This window comes from Mycobacterium sp. NGS66 (assembly GCF_059812225.1).
The window spans coordinates 1-14,971 of the sequence record NZ_JCALCG010000017.1 but is presented as its reverse complement, the minus strand read 5'-3'; the positions used below and the strand labels follow the sequence as shown (position 1 = coordinate 14,971).

Annotated in this window: 15 protein-coding genes and 1 pseudogene; 4 read left to right on the top strand and 12 right to left on the bottom strand. The window is 63.5% G+C overall.

The window, feature by feature from the left end; translation table 11 throughout:
• Window positions 1-257: 257 nt before the first annotated feature.
• Entirely contained in the window at window positions 258-899 is a 642-nt protein-coding gene (locus AC5Y2L_RS24670; protein WP_499944887.1) for a class I SAM-dependent methyltransferase, read from the top strand.
• A 233-nt stretch (window positions 900-1,132) separates the two neighbouring features.
• Entirely contained in the window at window positions 1,133-1,510 is a 378-nt protein-coding gene (locus tag AC5Y2L_RS24665; RefSeq protein WP_499944882.1) for a BlaI/MecI/CopY family transcriptional regulator, read from the top strand.
• Between the two features lie 403 nt (window positions 1,511-1,913).
• Here the strand turns inward: AC5Y2L_RS24665 and AC5Y2L_RS24660 are convergent, their stop codons facing one another.
• The 11 genes from AC5Y2L_RS24660 to lpqS (AC5Y2L_RS24610) form a co-directional block, all read right to left on the bottom strand.
• A complete protein-coding gene (locus AC5Y2L_RS24660) occupies window positions 1,914-2,696 on the bottom strand; it encodes an alpha/beta fold hydrolase (protein ID WP_499944878.1) in 783 nt (260 codons plus the stop codon).
• The gene (locus AC5Y2L_RS24655) at window positions 2,681-2,896 is read right to left on the bottom strand and encodes a hypothetical protein (RefSeq protein ID WP_499944874.1); all 216 of its coding nucleotides are present in this window, start codon (window positions 2,894-2,896) and stop codon (window positions 2,681-2,683) included. Before AC5Y2L_RS24655 ends, AC5Y2L_RS24660 begins: the two co-directional genes overlap by 16 nt.
• A gap of 295 nt (window positions 2,897-3,191) precedes the next feature.
• A complete protein-coding gene (locus AC5Y2L_RS24650) occupies window positions 3,192-3,557 on the bottom strand; it encodes a DUF4189 domain-containing protein (RefSeq protein WP_499944871.1) in 366 nt (121 codons plus the stop codon).
• 41 nt (window positions 3,558-3,598) lie between these two features.
• The gene (locus AC5Y2L_RS24645; protein ID WP_499944869.1) at window positions 3,599-4,543 is read right to left on the bottom strand and encodes a hypothetical protein; all 945 of its coding nucleotides are present in this window, start codon (window positions 4,541-4,543) and stop codon (window positions 3,599-3,601) included.
• 103 nt (window positions 4,544-4,646) lie between these two features.
• Window positions 4,647-5,027: a putative copper homeostasis (lipo)protein LpqS gene (gene lpqS / locus AC5Y2L_RS24640; RefSeq protein WP_499944867.1), complete on the bottom strand. Its 381-nt coding sequence runs from the start codon at window positions 5,025-5,027 to the stop codon at window positions 4,647-4,649.
• Between the two features lie 343 nt (window positions 5,028-5,370).
• Window positions 5,371-6,621: an MFS transporter gene (locus AC5Y2L_RS24635; protein WP_499944865.1), complete on the bottom strand. Its 1,251-nt coding sequence runs from the start codon at window positions 6,619-6,621 to the stop codon at window positions 5,371-5,373.
• 49 nt (window positions 6,622-6,670) lie between these two features.
• Window positions 6,671-8,065, bottom strand: coding sequence for an MATE family efflux transporter (locus tag AC5Y2L_RS24630; protein ID WP_499944864.1), 1,395 nt, complete (start codon window positions 8,063-8,065; stop codon window positions 6,671-6,673).
• An 11-nt stretch (window positions 8,066-8,076) separates the two neighbouring features.
• Entirely contained in the window at window positions 8,077-9,447 is a 1,371-nt protein-coding gene (locus AC5Y2L_RS24625; protein ID WP_499944863.1) for a type III PLP-dependent enzyme domain-containing protein, read from the bottom strand.
• Complete coding sequence (locus tag AC5Y2L_RS24620; protein WP_499944861.1) at window positions 9,438-10,457, bottom strand: ornithine cyclodeaminase; 1,020 nt, start codon at window positions 10,455-10,457, stop codon at window positions 9,438-9,440. The genes AC5Y2L_RS24625 and AC5Y2L_RS24620 overlap by 10 nt, the downstream gene beginning before the upstream one ends.
• A 93-nt stretch (window positions 10,458-10,550) precedes the next feature.
• Window positions 10,551-11,648 carry a PLP-dependent cysteine synthase family protein gene (locus AC5Y2L_RS24615; protein WP_499945126.1) on the bottom strand — a complete coding sequence of 366 codons (1,098 nt, stop codon included), beginning with the start codon at window positions 11,646-11,648 and terminating at the stop codon, window positions 10,551-10,553.
• Between the two features lie 257 nt (window positions 11,649-11,905).
• A complete protein-coding gene (gene lpqS / locus AC5Y2L_RS24610) occupies window positions 11,906-12,430 on the bottom strand; it encodes a putative copper homeostasis (lipo)protein LpqS (protein WP_499944859.1) in 525 nt (174 codons plus the stop codon).
• 145 nt (window positions 12,431-12,575) lie between these two features.
• Between lpqS (AC5Y2L_RS24610) and AC5Y2L_RS24605 the strand changes: the two are divergent.
• A pseudogene (locus AC5Y2L_RS24605) lies at window positions 12,576-13,217 on the top strand (DUF1326 domain-containing protein); the annotation flags it as partial.
• A gap of 189 nt (window positions 13,218-13,406) precedes the next feature.
• Window positions 13,407-13,733, top strand: a complete 327-nt coding sequence (locus AC5Y2L_RS24600) for a metal-sensitive transcriptional regulator (RefSeq protein ID WP_499944856.1) — start codon at window positions 13,407-13,409, stop codon at window positions 13,731-13,733.
• Window positions 13,734-14,067: 334 nt separating this feature from the next.
• On the opposite strand, the gene AC5Y2L_RS24595 is transcribed toward AC5Y2L_RS24600, so the two are convergent.
• Complete coding sequence (locus AC5Y2L_RS24595; protein WP_499945124.1) at window positions 14,068-14,724, bottom strand: DUF305 domain-containing protein; 657 nt, start codon at window positions 14,722-14,724, stop codon at window positions 14,068-14,070.
• Window positions 14,725-14,971: the final 247 nt, after the last annotated feature.

Sequence of the window (14,971 nt, the reverse complement as noted above, 5' to 3'; positions counted from 1 at the left end):
TTCAGTTCCGCCTGTCCGCCAATCTGAGACACTTCGATCACCTCACCCAATACACGAGTCGAACGGCTACTAAGGTTCACAATTTCGTCCTGACGGTCACGTCGTCCCGAGAACCGCAAAGGCGGCTGACGTGAACATGGGCTGACCCGGCATCGCCCTCTATTACTATCTGTGTACATAGACAGTAGGACGGTCGATCGTCGCATGGGATGTATTGCGCGATTGCCGTTTCGAGGCAGGGTAAGGAGGATCAGAGCGTGACGGATCTAACGCGGTTTCAGCATCCTCGTTTTGCGCGGATGTATGAGCGGATTAGCGCCGAGTCCGAACCCCGGGGGAGTGCTGAGCACCGCGATCGCGTGCTGGCGGGGTTGACGGGGCGGGTGATCGAAATCGGAGCCGGTAACGGGCTGAACTTCGGACATTACCCGGACACGGTTGACCAGGTGGTCGCGGTCGAGCCCGACCTTACCTTGCGCGCGCTGGCCGAGGCCGCCGCCGAGCGGGCCGCTGTGGCCGTTGAGGTGGTGGCCGGGCATGCGACGGCGCTCCCTGTCGAAGACGCCGGCTTCGACGCGGCGGTCACGTCACTGGTGCTGTGTTCGGTGCCGGATGTTGGCGGCGCGTTGGCCGAGATAGCGCGCGTGTTGAGGCCCGGCGGCGAGCTGCGGTTCTTTGAGCACGTGCGCTCGAACCGCCCGGTGTTCGGCCTGCTGCAGGACGCCATCACCCCGGTGTGGTCGCGCGTGGGTGGCGGCTGTCATCCCAATCGGGACACCACCGCGGCGATCGAGGCCGCCGGTTTCGTGATCGAGGAGATCGCCCGGTTCTCCTACGCTCCGTTGCGGTTCTTTCCGAAACATACCCATATCCTCGGGCGTGCCCGGGTCGCCGGCTGAGTTTGGTCGGCCCGCTTGGGGGGCGGTGAGATGGCGGGTGATCTGAGGTGTTGGGTCTCATCCGGCGGCCTGGTCCCACCCTGGAATTTGATGTGTGCGGCTCAGTGGTGTTGAGCCCGCGTGAAATTGTGTGCGCTGGGACCTTCATCTACTGTATGGGTACGTAGGCAGTACACGGTCGGCGCCATCGGATGCGGCGTGCGGCAGTGTGGCGTTGATCGGAGGCTTGGCAAGTGCGAGTACGCGGGTTCGGGGAGTTGGAAGCGGTGGTGATGGACCGCATTTGGAGCCGGGACGACACTACGACCGTCCGCGAGATCTTTGACGAGCTCGCCGCCCAACGGGAGATCGCGTACACCACGGTGATGTCCACCATGGACAACCTGCACACCAAGGGGTGGCTGGCGCGTGAACGCGACGGCAAGGCCTACCGGTACTGGCCGACGCTGACCCGGGAGCAGCACAGCGCCCAACTCATGTGTGAGGCGCTGGACGGCGGAGGGCGCTCCGAACTGGTGCTTAGCCACTTCGTTGAACAGATCAGCTCTGAAGAATCCGCTCGATTGCGGGCTGAGTTGCAGCGGCTGGCTAGGCGTGCCCGACGCAAGTAAGCATCGCTGGGTAGGTGGAAGGTATCCCGGCGCTGCGATCCCCAAAGTTTGATTGCCTCGCGAACCCCGGCGGGGCGGCCGTGAAGATGCCGCCGGGTTAGCTTAATACCACGACGCTTGCCGCCCACGTCATCTCTAATCTCATCCATCGAATAGGGAAGCCGTTGCCGGGCAGTGGGTTTACGGCAACCACGCGATGTCCCTGCCCAGTCAATATGATGAGTCTCGTCAAGTGTTTCGGCCCCAGCGATCTTCACGAATTTCGGCCCCGGCGGTTAGACCGCACTGTCAACTTTGAAGTAACTCTTGACGTGAGGATGGGAAATGGCCGGCTGCACGCTGGCCAAAAGGTGGCCTTGCTTGCGGCGAGCGGTAGATCGGTAATGGCCTTAGCCTTGCGCTGTCAGCCAATTGTCGCGAGGAACCGCTCGATGACGGCGGCGCAGCTGTCGGGCGTTTCGGTGAACGGCACATGACCGATGTCGAAGTAGACCTGCAAGCCGCATCGGGGGATCGCCTGCTGTGTCGCCAGGTGGTTACGCAGCGGTACATGGCGGTCACGGTCGCCACAGATCAGGATCGATGGGATATCGAGGTCGGCGAGCTCCGGTTGGCGTGTAAATGTACGCATCGCCCGGGCCGCGCCCTCGATGTGCTCGCGCGAAGCTAATTCGATCACCGCCATCAGTGTGTGGAAATCTTCCTCGGACACGTGGCGGAAAGCGGCGCGAGCCAAAGTCAGTTGCTGTTCACGTGTTGGGTGAGCAAGCGCGTCGAAGCTCGCCTCGTCGGGCAAGAAGTCAAGTCCCGTCGTTGATGCGGGCGCGATGAGTACAATCCCGGCGAACCGGTCGGGCCTGGTCAGTGCGGCACTGAGGATGGCCGCAGCGCCGAGACTATGACCGATGACGACTGGTCGGTCTATGTTGAGCACATCGCACAGGGCGATGAGGTCGGCGCCGTACTCATCGATCGTGCAGCGCTTCCAGCTATCCGCACTGCTACTCGCGCCGCAACCCAACAGGTCGAACGACGTGAATCGATACCGGTTTTCATCGAGCCGCTCGATCAGCGGACGCCAAGTCGTGTGGTCGTTCTGAAAGCCGTGGATGAAAACGAGGTCGCGGTCACCTTCTCCTGTCTGGCAGATGGCGAGGTCCGCGCCCCTAATCACATGCCGTTGCATTGACCGGACTCTGGTTCAGGTGCTTCGCCGGTCACCCAGTCATAGCCGAGCAGCATACGAGCGAAACGGTCGACGTCAGCGCGCAGTTCGTCGACCCCGTGCACCGAGCCGACATAGTGCGGTGCCCCGAGGAAGTCGTGCAGCGACGCGTCGAGCCGGTTGGGGTCGAGGCCGAGAGAAGGGCCGATTGGCTCCGCCACGGAAGCTGAGCCTACCGAAGGGGACCGACGTTTCCGACGAACGGCGTGAACGGGCCTCGTTCAGCCTGCCCGTCTGCGTCGGGAAGCGGTCTTGGATGTGCGCAACCGATAAGAGACGGTGCCCGTTTCGAGGATGCGCGCGTTGAACGTGATTCTGTCAACAATTGCGGCGACCAGCCGGGGAAAGACGCCCGCGCCACCGAAAGCCTCATGAACGGCCGAGGTGCGGCTAGCCAAGATCGGGGAACACCGATCCCCACTGTCAGCAGGTCAGGTAAATTGGTGTCTGGGCGCCCTAGTTGCACGCCCAAGTGAGTATCCACCCGCCGCCGAGCCGGGTTATGGCGTCGTCTTCCGCCATGCTGCGCGTAAAGCCGATTCCGCCCGCGGAAGTCGAGCCGTCGTAGGCGAGCGCGCCGCATTGGGTGAAACTACTGAGCACTTCGCAACTGGTAATGCCGCACATGTTCATTGCGGCGTTCTCTGCTTGCGCTTTAGTTCGCTGATCCCATGATTTACCGAATGCGCCGTTGGGGGCATAGGCGATCGCACCATAGCGAATGCCTAGAGGGAGGAGAGGCAAATGGGTCATGGAACCGTTGTCCGCGTGGGCGCTTGCGGGTGAATGCAGCGTCACGGTCATCGCGGCGGCGATCGCCACGGTCGCGACTGTAACCACCGTTCGACGTTGTCGTTTTGTTGTCATTCCGAAACCCCTTTCCTTGGGCTGCAATCCAGTGGGTTGAGTAGGTCGAGACGAATCGCTGCGGTGCGGTGCACCGCAGGGCGAATGGCTTGGAGGGGAAGCCAATAAACCCGACCTCGGAATGGGCGGTTTGGTGTGCCGTTGAATCGGTGCAGGGCAAGTACGGCGACGATGCTGACGAGAGCTAGTGCTGCCCACGGGAGTTCGCTGATTTGGAGCGGTGTGTGGACACCGAATATCGATCCGGTGGCGAGACTGCCGAGGAGGATCCCGGCGCCGACGATGGTGCAAAACCCGTAATGAGTGGCTACAACTCGGCCGCCGCCGAGTTCGATGACGGTGTCCATCTCGAAGGGGAACACCGCAGCCGAGCCGATCCGAGCAGGCCCGCCGATAGCAGTAGGGCGCCCACTGCCGCCGGCGCGCCCAGGCGCTGAATGCCGGACACTATGAGTAGCGGCACGAGCGACGCCGCCAGAATCGTCGTGCCGATGAGCAGACTGCGCCCCGAGTTGCGGCGAGTGGCCAACCAGCGGGTGATGCGCAGCTGTCCGGCGACCGGCGGCCGGTACGGTGGAAAGTGCTGCCGCGAACCAGGTTTGGGCGCGTGGCGCGGGTCGTAAGTCCAGGATGCCGCCGGTGGATTCGACGCCCCGAGCGCCGGGATGCAGCTCACCGTCGGCCTGGCCGAGCTCCGCCATCTGGGTGGCGAGGGGGTATTTCATGCTGGCGCCGGGGTTGAAGCCTTCTACCTTGGCCCGAAATTCCCGGTTGGGCGGGCTCAGCGGTTCCGAGATCCGCAGCACAAAGCCGTGACTTAGTGTGGCGCCGGGACCGGAATAGGCGCCGGCGCCGGGTCCGCAGCGGGGCGGCTTGGGAGTCTTTAGGGCGTTGATCGGGTGGACCCGATTAACAAGGGACGCAACGCCGGTCATAGGCATGGTCGCTTCGGTGCCGGGGCCGCGAACCAGGGCAGCGGCCGTTGACAAGGGTCGGCGATCACCGGCCGTCGTGGCAGGGCAACAACGACCTGGCGCTGACCAGTCAGCGACGAGACAAGCAGAACCGCGTCAACAGATCTTGACCGGTAAGCACACTGGCCGGCGTGACCGGCGGGCCGCGTCCGCCCGAAATGATAAGCGGCGCACGCCATCCCGTAAGGATGACCGCCGCCACGACTGCACCCAGCACGGCCAACTCGGTCACTGACCGCGGCGGGCCCGCGGTCGCGAACTGCCCCGGACAACCGTGTGACGAACCGTCGCCAAGGGAGGCGTCTTCAGCGTGGGCAGCCAACCGTTGACCCACCGACGCCAACACCGACTGCGGCGCATGAGCCCCATGTGACTCAGCCTGGTGCAATCCACACAGGCCAGCTGTGAGCACCCACACCACCGCCGCGGCGATCCCCGTGCCGACGATCAAACCTCGCCATGATGATCCCCTGGCGCCCATCGGCCTCACCGTGCCTAGACTGCGACTTCACTGCTAGGCGCAAGGGACTGCACGACCGCTACAGCACAAGCAGCTTTCGACCCGCGACCAGACGCCCCATCGACCGACCTACCCAGATCGATGCGAGCGCCGCAAACGAGCGGGAAACACTTCACGATCCGAGAATAGACCCTAAGCCGTATACCCTCAAGGGGTATGGTGACAAGTATTCGATAAGTTCGGATCCTTCGACGGTCACCGGGCAGGAATATCGCATGGATTATTGTGTTACCGCTATCCGCTGACATTGCCGCGCCGGCAGCTCTGACGCCGCTTAGGCGGTGATGGCATCGGAGTGCGTGGGTTGCAGGCGATGCGCACGGTCCAGAAGGTTTAATGCCACAGCGGCGATGATTCCGATGAGAATCAGTCCTGCCCATAGCAGTTCGCCGACGCCGATCCGTCGTGCGGCGTCTATCACGGCGCCAGTGGCCAGATTGCCGACGAGGATTCCGGCTCCGATGATGGTGTTATACAAACCGTACTGGGTGGCCACCAGTCGTTCGGCCAGCGAGACCACGGTGTCCATCTCGAACGGGAAGACCGCGGCCGAGCCGACGGCCAGCAGTGCCGCTGTGATTAAGAGCGCGGCGACTGCCGGAATGGCGCCCAAGCGCTGGCGGTCCGGGATGGCGATCAGGGGCAGGAACGACACCGCCAGGATGGTTAGGCCGACGGCCAGACTGCGTCTAGACCCCCAGCTCCCGGCGAACCAGTGGGTGATGCGCAGCTGCCCACCGACCGCGATCAGGCCTGACACCGCGAAAAGCGCTGCGACCAATAATGAATGGGCGCCTGGCGCCAGCATCGATGCCTGCAGGGGCAGCGCGAGGTAGATCTGGAACGACAGCACGTAGGAGCCAATCATCGCCGCGGCGAACAACAGGAAAGACCGGTTGCCGACGACGACCCGCCAATCCTGCAAGATCGAGGTTTTCTTCGGCGCAGGGACGGCACCGTGCTGAGGCAACGCGAGCAACTGCGTCACGGTGAGCACAGCGAACAGCACCGCCGCCCCTGCCGCGGTGACCCGAAAGTCAATGGCCATCAGCGCCAGTCCAACCAGCGGGCCAAGCAAGATCCCGGCCTGATTGCAGATGTTGAACATCGCGAACGCCTCAACACGGCGCTCGCCGACATCGGCGGCCAGATAGGCACGGATCGCCGGGTTGAACAAAGCACCGGCGAAACCGATGGTCGCTGCGGCGATTAACACCGCGGGTATTGACTGGGCGGCCACCAGTAGCGCGCACCCGCCGGCGCGTAGCAGGCACCCAGCCACGATCAGCCACTTGTAGTTCAGCCGGTCAGCTAGCGTGCCGCCCACGAGGAACATGCCCAATTCGGAGAAATCGCGGGTACCCAGCACCAGACCGACAACCCACGCCGCCAGCCCGAGCGGCCCGGCCAGGTAGCCGGCCAGATACGGCATCAGCATGTAGAAACCGACGTTGATGCCGAACTGATTGATCAGCAGCATCCGGCTGGGCTTGTCGAAACCGCGGAACCGCGTCAATAAACTCATCACTTCCGCACCTTCATGCTTCAACTCCGGCTGCTCGGTGACGATGCTGTCAGGTCGTTTGTGGCAGGTCTTTGCGGAACCGGCGCAGTAGCAACGCTGCTGTCATTGCGAAACCGGCGCTGAGCCCGATCCACACTCCTGGGCCCTGCAAGTGCGCGGGGAATGCTAGCAGCAGCATGACGGGCAGGCCCACCAGCCAGTACCCGATCGATGTTGCGCGCAACCCGGCCGCGGTGTTTTCGATTCCGCGTAACAACCCCACGGCGATATTTTGCGTGAAGTCCACGATCTGCTGAACTATCGCAAAGAACAGGAAGAGCTCGGCCAACACAATAGTTGACGAGTCGGCGGGGTCGAGAAATGGCCGCAACACCACCTGTGGGGCCGCCGCGTACAGCACGCCGATAGCCGCGGTGGTGAGCCATCCCAGGACGAGCGCTGCGGTGGCTATCTGCTGAGCAGCTTCTTCGTCCCCCCTGCCCACGGCACGGCTGACGAGAATTGATGCGCCGTGCGATAGGCCGATACTGACTTGGAAGGCGATGCGCGTCAGTTGATTCACCACGTTGTAGGCGGCCAGCGCAATCGGGCCGAAGGCCCCCATTACCACGGCGGCCAGCGAGGTGATGCCGGCCTCGGATCCGTATGTCAATGAGATGGGGATGCCCAGACGTACGATGCGCCGCGCTGTGTGGGCGTCGGCTTTCCAGCCGTGTATCGATAGCAGCGGGGCAAGGTGCTTGTCGCGCCGCAGCATCCAGTAGAACGCGATAACGGTAGCCGCCTGTACCAGCGTTGTGGCCAATCCGATACCGGCCAGACCGAGCTTGGGGATTCCCAGCAGCCCGTAGACGAACATTAGGTCTAACGCCGCGTTGAGTGCGATGGACGCGATGCTGACAGCTAACAGGGGGCCAGGTCGACGCATGCCGACAGAGAACTGGCGCAACACGTTGAGCCAGACCATCGGGATCAGTCCCGGGGCCAGGGTGATCATCATGGGCCGCGCGAGTCTTACCACTTCCTCGTCTAGCCCGAACAGTGGCAAAACGTACCCTAAGCCGATCAGGGCGACGGCGAGGAGCACCGCGGCCCCGGTGGCGACCAAGAAAGCTGACCGGGTGATCTGGCGTATTTCGGTCTGCGCCTGGTCATCCGGGTGGTCGGTGCCCGAGCGTGTTTCGCCGCGCCCGGCCGCACCGGCGACCATGTTTCCCACCGCCGTCACGACACCTACGCACATGGTGCGCATCAGGTTGTACAAGGTGGCGGCCAGCCCGCCGGCGGCGATCGCCTGGACCCCGATGAGACCCATAACGGCCAAGTCGGTAGTGGTCAAGGCCACTTGGGCGAATTGGACGCCGGCGATCGGTGCCGCCAAGGTGGTGAGTTGCCGGCTGGTACGCATCAGGTAAGCAAGGCGCGCTTTGCGGGTCTCAGCCACGGGCGGGACGCTCACCGTTGATAGCCGTTTTCGTCGAGCTGCCAGCGGAACCGGCCGTGGCCGGGGGCCACTACAACCTTGGGGGGCAAACGGAGTAGGTGAAATTCGGATTCGTTCTTGTCCATTTGGTAGCCCGCAGTGTTGGGGTAGACCAGCAGGTCGCCGTTCCGCGGTTCGCGCGGCAGTATGACTTTGCGCCAGGTGAGCATGTCATATTCCAGGCAGCTCGCTCCACCAACGCACGCTCTGACGGGGCGTGTCGGGTGGAGTTCGTCGGGGATCTGTTGTGGCCACAGCATCGGGTCTGGAAGGAACTCGCTGGACTTCCATTGCTCGGACAAGCTCATGCTCAATCCGTTGACTGTGACGATCCCGTAGTCGCCTCGCCGCTTGAATCCCTGCACGGGGAAAACGGTGAACCCAGCCCCATCCAGCAACGCCCGGCCCGGCTCAATGAGCAGTTTGGTTCCTGTCTTGATCAGTTTTTCGGCGACTGTGCTTGTGCCGCGGCCTGTTTCGCTGGACAGGATCGCGGCCAGCATTTCCGCGCCGGTTGGGGACTGGTGGTATGGGTAGAAGTGGGTGAACGCTTTTCTAGCGTGAAAATCCGTTTGCTGACTGTCACGCAAGAATCGGGCCCATGTGTCGGAATCGAGATAGCTCACGGCGAACCCGCCGCCGATAGAAATGGAGGTCGCTGCCAGCCCCTGCGTACGTGCCTCGACCAGGCGGTCCACCAAGTGGGCCGCTAACTCCGCGCGTGGCTTGACCTCGTATCCGTTGAGGTGAAACGAGAACCCTTCCATCGATAGCCGCGACCGCTGCAGAGCACACCGCTTTAGGGCGATATCCAGTTCAGTCGGATGGAAGCCAAATCGGCTGTCGGGGTTAGCCTTTGGGAGCACCCGCAACAGCATGCGGACGATCTCGCCTCGACGGGCCAACGCGATCACCCGGTCGAGCTCGTCATGGGCGTCGACAGCGATCAAACAGCCGTGCCGCGACGCCAGCCAGAGCAAATGCTCGCTTTTAGCTGGACCCGTCACCACGATGTCGGAGCCGCGCACCCCGCGGCTCAGCGCGTGAACCAGCTCGGGGGCACTGGAGACATCAACTCCGGCACCAGTGTTAGCGCACACCTGTAGCCAACAGCCCGCCTTGTTCGCCTTTTTGGCGAAAAACACTTGCCCACCTACGCCGGACGAGGCGAGGACGTCGCTGAATTCCTTGAGGTTACCGGCGAATCGCGGCGGAAACAGCACATGGAACGGCCCTCCGATCGCGTGTGCGAGATCATCTAATAGTGAGCGGTCGGCTAGGGCCTGCCGAAACCAGGCCGGCATGATCGCCGGCACCGACAGGGACTCTGGCGCTAACTCCACAGCCGGATGTCCTGGCCGCGCCCCAGCGCGATCGCCTGGGTAGCCAGCCCATGGGCCACAGGTATATCGGTGATGGCCATGCCGCTGTTGAAGACGAACACCCGATCAGCCGCAGCTCCTCGGCCCGGCGCTCGTCCGGCAAGGATGTCGGGCAGTTCCGCGTCCAGTGGCAACGAGCCGTCCTCGTTGGCGAAACGGGTACCGGTTACTGCGAGCTGACCCGCGGTGGTTGCGACAGCGTAGTCGGCGTCGCGCAGCGACGATGGGTGCACCCCGGTCCCGTTGACAGAGATGAACAGCGCCCCAGGTTTGAGCCAGCTGGTGCGCAGCTTGACGTCGGTGGCGGGGCCGGCCGACGTTGCGACCATGACATCCGTATCGCCGGCGGCTTTCTCTGGATCGGTAACTATCTCGATGTCTCGATCCGGATACTGTTGGCGCAAATAGGTTCGTACCGAGGAGATTCCGTCCGGATGTGTGGCGAACAGCAGCAGCCGGTCCAGGTCCGGAAGCGCGGTCAGCAGGAACGGGAACGTTTCGCGGCCTTGGGCACCCGAACCGGACACCAGCGCGCTGCGCGCCCCGGCGGGGGCACATGCGCCGGCGATCAGCGCGGTGCTGGCCGCGGTTCGTAATGTGGTGACGCGGGTGCAGTCCATAAAGGCGATCGGCACACCAGCCTTATCGTCGTAAAGCAGAATGGTGATGTATTCCTTTTTCCCTGCGTCATTTTGCATGTAATAGTCTTTGAAGGCTAATATTTGCAACCCGCCGTCATAGCCGGGCATCGCATACGAAGCCGAATCCCTATACGGTGAACGCATCATGATCTTCGCCGGCGCTACCGAAGATCCTTGCGCCACACGTAAATATGCGCCCCGCACCGCCTCGATCACGTCGCTGGGAGCAATGGGAAGATCGGCGAGGTCGCTGCGGGTAAGCACAGGCAGCGCCACATTCTCACGGGAAAGGATCTGCTGCACCGGTTGGCTTGTTGTCGCAGAATTCATGGCATTTTGCTCCGTCCTGGGTATAAGTCACGATCAAAACCAGTAGATGACTGTGGTTGCGTGTTGTTTTCGTTCGCTGTGATGGGCTTGTGGTTAGGCGGGGATTTTCTGGGGGTCGTCGGGGGTGGCTGGGACGGCGTGTGGGTGTGGTGGTGTGGTGAGCGGGGTCGGTGTCGTGGTGGTGGGGTCGATGATGGTGGTGCAGCGTGTCCAGCGCGTCACGATGGTTTCGGTGGGCGTGCTGATGTGCTCGGGTCGGTTGGGCGCTCCGGCGCCCAAAAGCCCGTGGTCATGGCAGTAGTCGTCGTTGTAGATGGTGTCGAAATAGCGCTGGGGGCCATCGGGGAAGACGGCGGCGATGGTGGTGTGGCGAGGGTAGGTGCGCGCGGCCCACCCGGCCACCAGCGCCACCGCCCCCACACTCCACCCGCCGCTGGTATAGGCGGTGGCGGCCAGGGTGCGCGCGGCCCACACCGCCTCGGCCGGGGCCACCCAGTGCACTTCGGTGAAGGCGCCGTAGTCGACGTTGCGGGGATAGATGCTTGAGCCCAATCCCCGCATCAGCCGGGAGGTGGCGGCCTGGCCAAAGATCGTCGAGCCGATGGTGTCCACGCCGATCAACACCAGATCGGGGTTGTATTGACGCAGCACCCGGGCCACCCCGGCCGAATGCCCGCCGGTGCCCACCGAGCACACCAGCACATCGATGTCACCCAATTGGTCGAGCAACTCCAGAGCCAGCGGCCGGTACGCGTCGATGTTGTCGGGGTTGTTGTATTGGTTGGGGCACCACGCGTCGGGCTCGGCGTCCAGCAATTGTTGGACCCGGTCGTTGCGGGCCTGCTGCCAGCCGCCGACCGGGTGGGCGTGGGCGACCACATCCACCCGGGCGCCGTAGGCGCCCAGCATGTGCTGGATGATCGGTTCCATGCCGGGGTCGGTGACCAGGGTGACCGGATGCCGGTAGGCCATGCCGGCCAACGCCAGCCCCAATCCCAAGGTGCCGCTGGTGGATTCGACGATGCGCGCGCCGGGCAGCAGATCGCCGCGCAGGCGCGCGCGCTCAACCATATGCATGGCCGGGCGGTCTTTCATGCCACCGGGGTTGGCGCCTTCGAGCTTGGCCCAAAAACCGCGCTCGCCGGCGCCGAAGGGTTCTGAAATCCACAGCACCGGAGTGTTACCGACCATCGCACCCACCCGGCGATACCGATCCGGGGCATGGCGGCATGGCTGCGGGGCAGGCCGAAACCCCTCACCGGGCAGGCAATGGCCGCGGCGGGCCAGCCGGCGCGCGCCGTGCGCCACCGCGGTATCCAAAGACAAGACGTGGTTCATGTGCTCCTCGCTTGAGCATCACGGGCCGCCACACCGGGCGCGCCCAATTGACGTCGGTCAACGATCACCGGCCATCGATGCCCACAGCACCACGGCCTGACGCTGACCAGTCAGCGACGAGAAAGGCAGAACCGAGTCAACAGATCCTGACCACCAACACCACGAGCCAACCCCCACGGCGGCCCCCGCGAGGCGGGCACCACCACCGCGCCCAACACACCGAACACGGCCACAACCGCCGCCACCACACCCAGGGCGGCCAACCCACTCACCGCCCGCTGCGGCAACACCGCGGTCGCGAACTGCTCCGGATGATGCGAATGCGCCGACCCGTCCACCAGCTGCGCGTGATCGACCCCGACCGCAAACTGCGCCCCCCACGACGACACCAACCCATGCCCCGCAGGAAAACCGTGGCGCTCCCCCAACACCAGCGCGCCATGCGCACCCACAGCAACCAGCGCCCACACCACAGCGGCCACCACCACCACCGACACCCACCACGACCCCCCACGCGACTCGGGGGACTTCACATGGGCGATACCGCTCGCTCCCCCGACTTCACGGCCAGCCGGCGCCGACCCTGGCACACGCTGGCTTGCCGGCGAGCCGAACACCACCTTGGCGACCTCCACGCGGCCGAGTTTATACCCCCCACCCGTACCAAGTAAAGGACCCAGCTCTCGTCTATGATACCCCCAGAGGGTACTTGCGCAATGGGTGTGCCGCCGCTACTCTCACTGCCATAGGTACCCCCGGGTGGTATGCAGAGGAGAAGCTGTGGCGGCACTAACAACAACGGATTGGCACCTACGCGGTGAGTGGTTCGACGTGTGCAGTTGCAAGCTGCCCTGTCCCTGCAGCTTTGCGCAGGAGCCCACGCACGGAGACTGCCTGTTCACTCTGGTATGGCAGATCCATGAAGGTCATTACGCCGACACGGACCTTAGCGGCCTCGGGATGGTCGCACTGGGCGAGTTCACCGGCAACATGTGGCTCAACGACCCCAACGCCATGATGGAGCTGATGTTCTACATCGACGATAAGGCGTCCACCGCGCAGCGTGGTGCGCTGCAAGAGATTTTCACCGGCAAGGTAGGCGGATGGCCGGCAGAGTTCGCACGCTTGATCGGGGAACTTCGGGCAATCGAGTATGCACCGATCACCTTTGCTGCGGCCCGGGACCTCGCCTACTGGCGCGCGGAAATCCCCGGCAAGGTGGACGTGCGGGTCGATGCGCTGACCGGTCCGACGTCGGACCCCGACCGCCGGGTCACCACCGTGAACGCCCCGGGCGCCGAAGTGGGACCGGGGCAAGTCGCGACCTGGGGCGTGGTCAAGCGGGATGACGCATGCGGATTTGACTTTTCCCACGAGTATCGCGGGCAGTCGAGCAAGCACTTTCCGTTCGACTGGCGCCCCTAGCCCCCAGTGTGCCGGCAACCACAGCAGGTCGTGTGCGCTGCGTTGCCGATCGCGCAGAAGACTTGACCCGCAGGAGATTTCAGCGCAGCAGCCCGTTCCATTCGAACAAACCGCGTGGGATAGCCCTTCAGGAGCATCGCCATGGCGGAAAAGTTTTTGCCGACAATCACAAAGGAAGGAACGATGATGACCCCGCCCACAAAGTCGGTAGCACCGGACTCCGCGTCAGAGCCGCACGGCTACATCACCAACAAAGACCGCTACCTCGACCGGCTACGGCGCCTAGAAGGTCAGACTCGTGGAATCCAGCGGATGGTCGAGGATGAGCAGTACTGCATCGACATCCTGACGCAGGTGAGCGCACTGACTGGCGCTCTGCAAGCCGTGGCCCTCGGCCTGCTCAACGACCACCTCAAGCATTGCGTCGTCGACGCCGCCGAGCTCGGCGGCGAAGAGGCAGACGTAAAACTCAAAGAAGCCACCGACGCCATTGCGCGACTCGTACGCTCCTGATGCTTGACCGGCCCGGCTGAGCAGGCGAGAAACGCTGGACTTGCCGATTCGGCACTCCGCGCGGCAGCCCTAGCCCTGCGTCGAGGCCACCTTCGCTGCACAGCGAACAGGCGCAATCGCAAGATCGCGTTCTCGCCGACACCGGTACATTGATCGGTTTGCGCACGGCGCTTCGGCGAGCCGGCCATCGCCGCGGTCAGGAAACGCCCGGCGCTACCCGTGGTGTCGCCCGGACCTTCCGCCTTGCGCGACAAACACATCTGCACGCCAGACCAAGGGCGGGGGCGATCCATGAGAGTGATCGCGATCGCCGTAGCCACCGGCCTGCTTACAGCTAGGCCAAGAGGCTCTGCATGGTGTTGATCTCCTGTTGCTGGTTGGTGACGATGGACTGCGCCAGCGCGGTGGCCGGGGGGTAGCGACCGGACTTGATTTCGTCTTGGGCCATGGTGATGGCACTTTGATGGTGCTGGATCATCTGGGTGAGGAAAAGCTTGCTGGCCTCGACGCCTTGGGCGTTCTGCAAGGCCTGCATGTCTTGTTCGGACATCGTCGCGCTCATTCCGGGCATCCCGGGCATACCGCTGTGGCTCGGCATTCCGGGCATCGGGCTCCCCGACGGCATGCTGCCAGGGGTCATCGGCGTCGTCGACTGCCCCCACTGGCTCAGCCAGGACTGCATCGTTTGGATTTCAGGCCCCTGTGCCGCCTTGATCTGGTTGGCCAGCTGAATCACGCGAGTATCGATGCCCTGTTTGCCAATGATGATGTCGCTCATCTGGATAGCTTGCTGGTGGTGGGGAATCATCTGCTGGGCGAACATGGTGTCCGCGTCGTTATGCGGCTGCTGGCCCGGCGGCGCATTCGAGGCAGCCGCAGAGCCGGCCGAGGTTGTGCTGGAGCCGGCCTGATTGGCCGAACTGCTACATGCGGTAAAGGTCAGCAGAGCCGCGAACGCGGCCACAACCTTGGTTGCTAACTGTCGCCTCATCAGTGAATTGTCTCCTCTCTGGGCCGGAACAGGGGCATGCTTCACGACACCCGCATACCCAGTACGGGTATGCCGTAATAGTAGTAGACCACACATTGCACGGGGGCCCAGCAGTGGGATCAGCGCGAATGCAACCCGTCGTCAACGTTCAATGCGATGCGTTCGCGGTTTTGCGTGGTTCATGGTTCGGCTTGTGGTTAGGCGGGGATTTTCTGGGGGTCGTCGGGGGTGGCTGGGACGGCGTGTG

Coding starts and splice junctions, on each gene's coding strand:
- AC5Y2L_RS24660 (WP_499944878.1), bottom strand. CDS start 2,696: ATGCAACGGCATGTGATTAGGGGCGCGGACCTCGCCATCTGCCAGACA.
- AC5Y2L_RS24645 (WP_499944869.1), bottom strand. CDS start 4,543: ATGCCTATGACCGGCGTTGCGTCCCTTGTTAATCGGGTCCACCCGATC.
- AC5Y2L_RS24635 (WP_499944865.1), bottom strand. CDS start 6,621: ATGAGTTTATTGACGCGGTTCCGCGGTTTCGACAAGCCCAGCCGGATG.
- AC5Y2L_RS24620 (WP_499944861.1), bottom strand. CDS start 10,457: ATGAATTCTGCGACAACAAGCCAACCGGTGCAGCAGATCCTTTCCCGT.
- AC5Y2L_RS24615 (WP_499945126.1), bottom strand. CDS start 11,648: ATGGTCGGTAACACTCCGGTGCTGTGGATTTCAGAACCCTTCGGCGCC.
- AC5Y2L_RS24600 (WP_499944856.1), top strand. CDS start 13,407: ATGACCCCGCCCACAAAGTCGGTAGCACCGGACTCCGCGTCAGAGCCG.
- AC5Y2L_RS24595 (WP_499945124.1), bottom strand. CDS start 14,724: ATGAGGCGACAGTTAGCAACCAAGGTTGTGGCCGCGTTCGCGGCTCTG.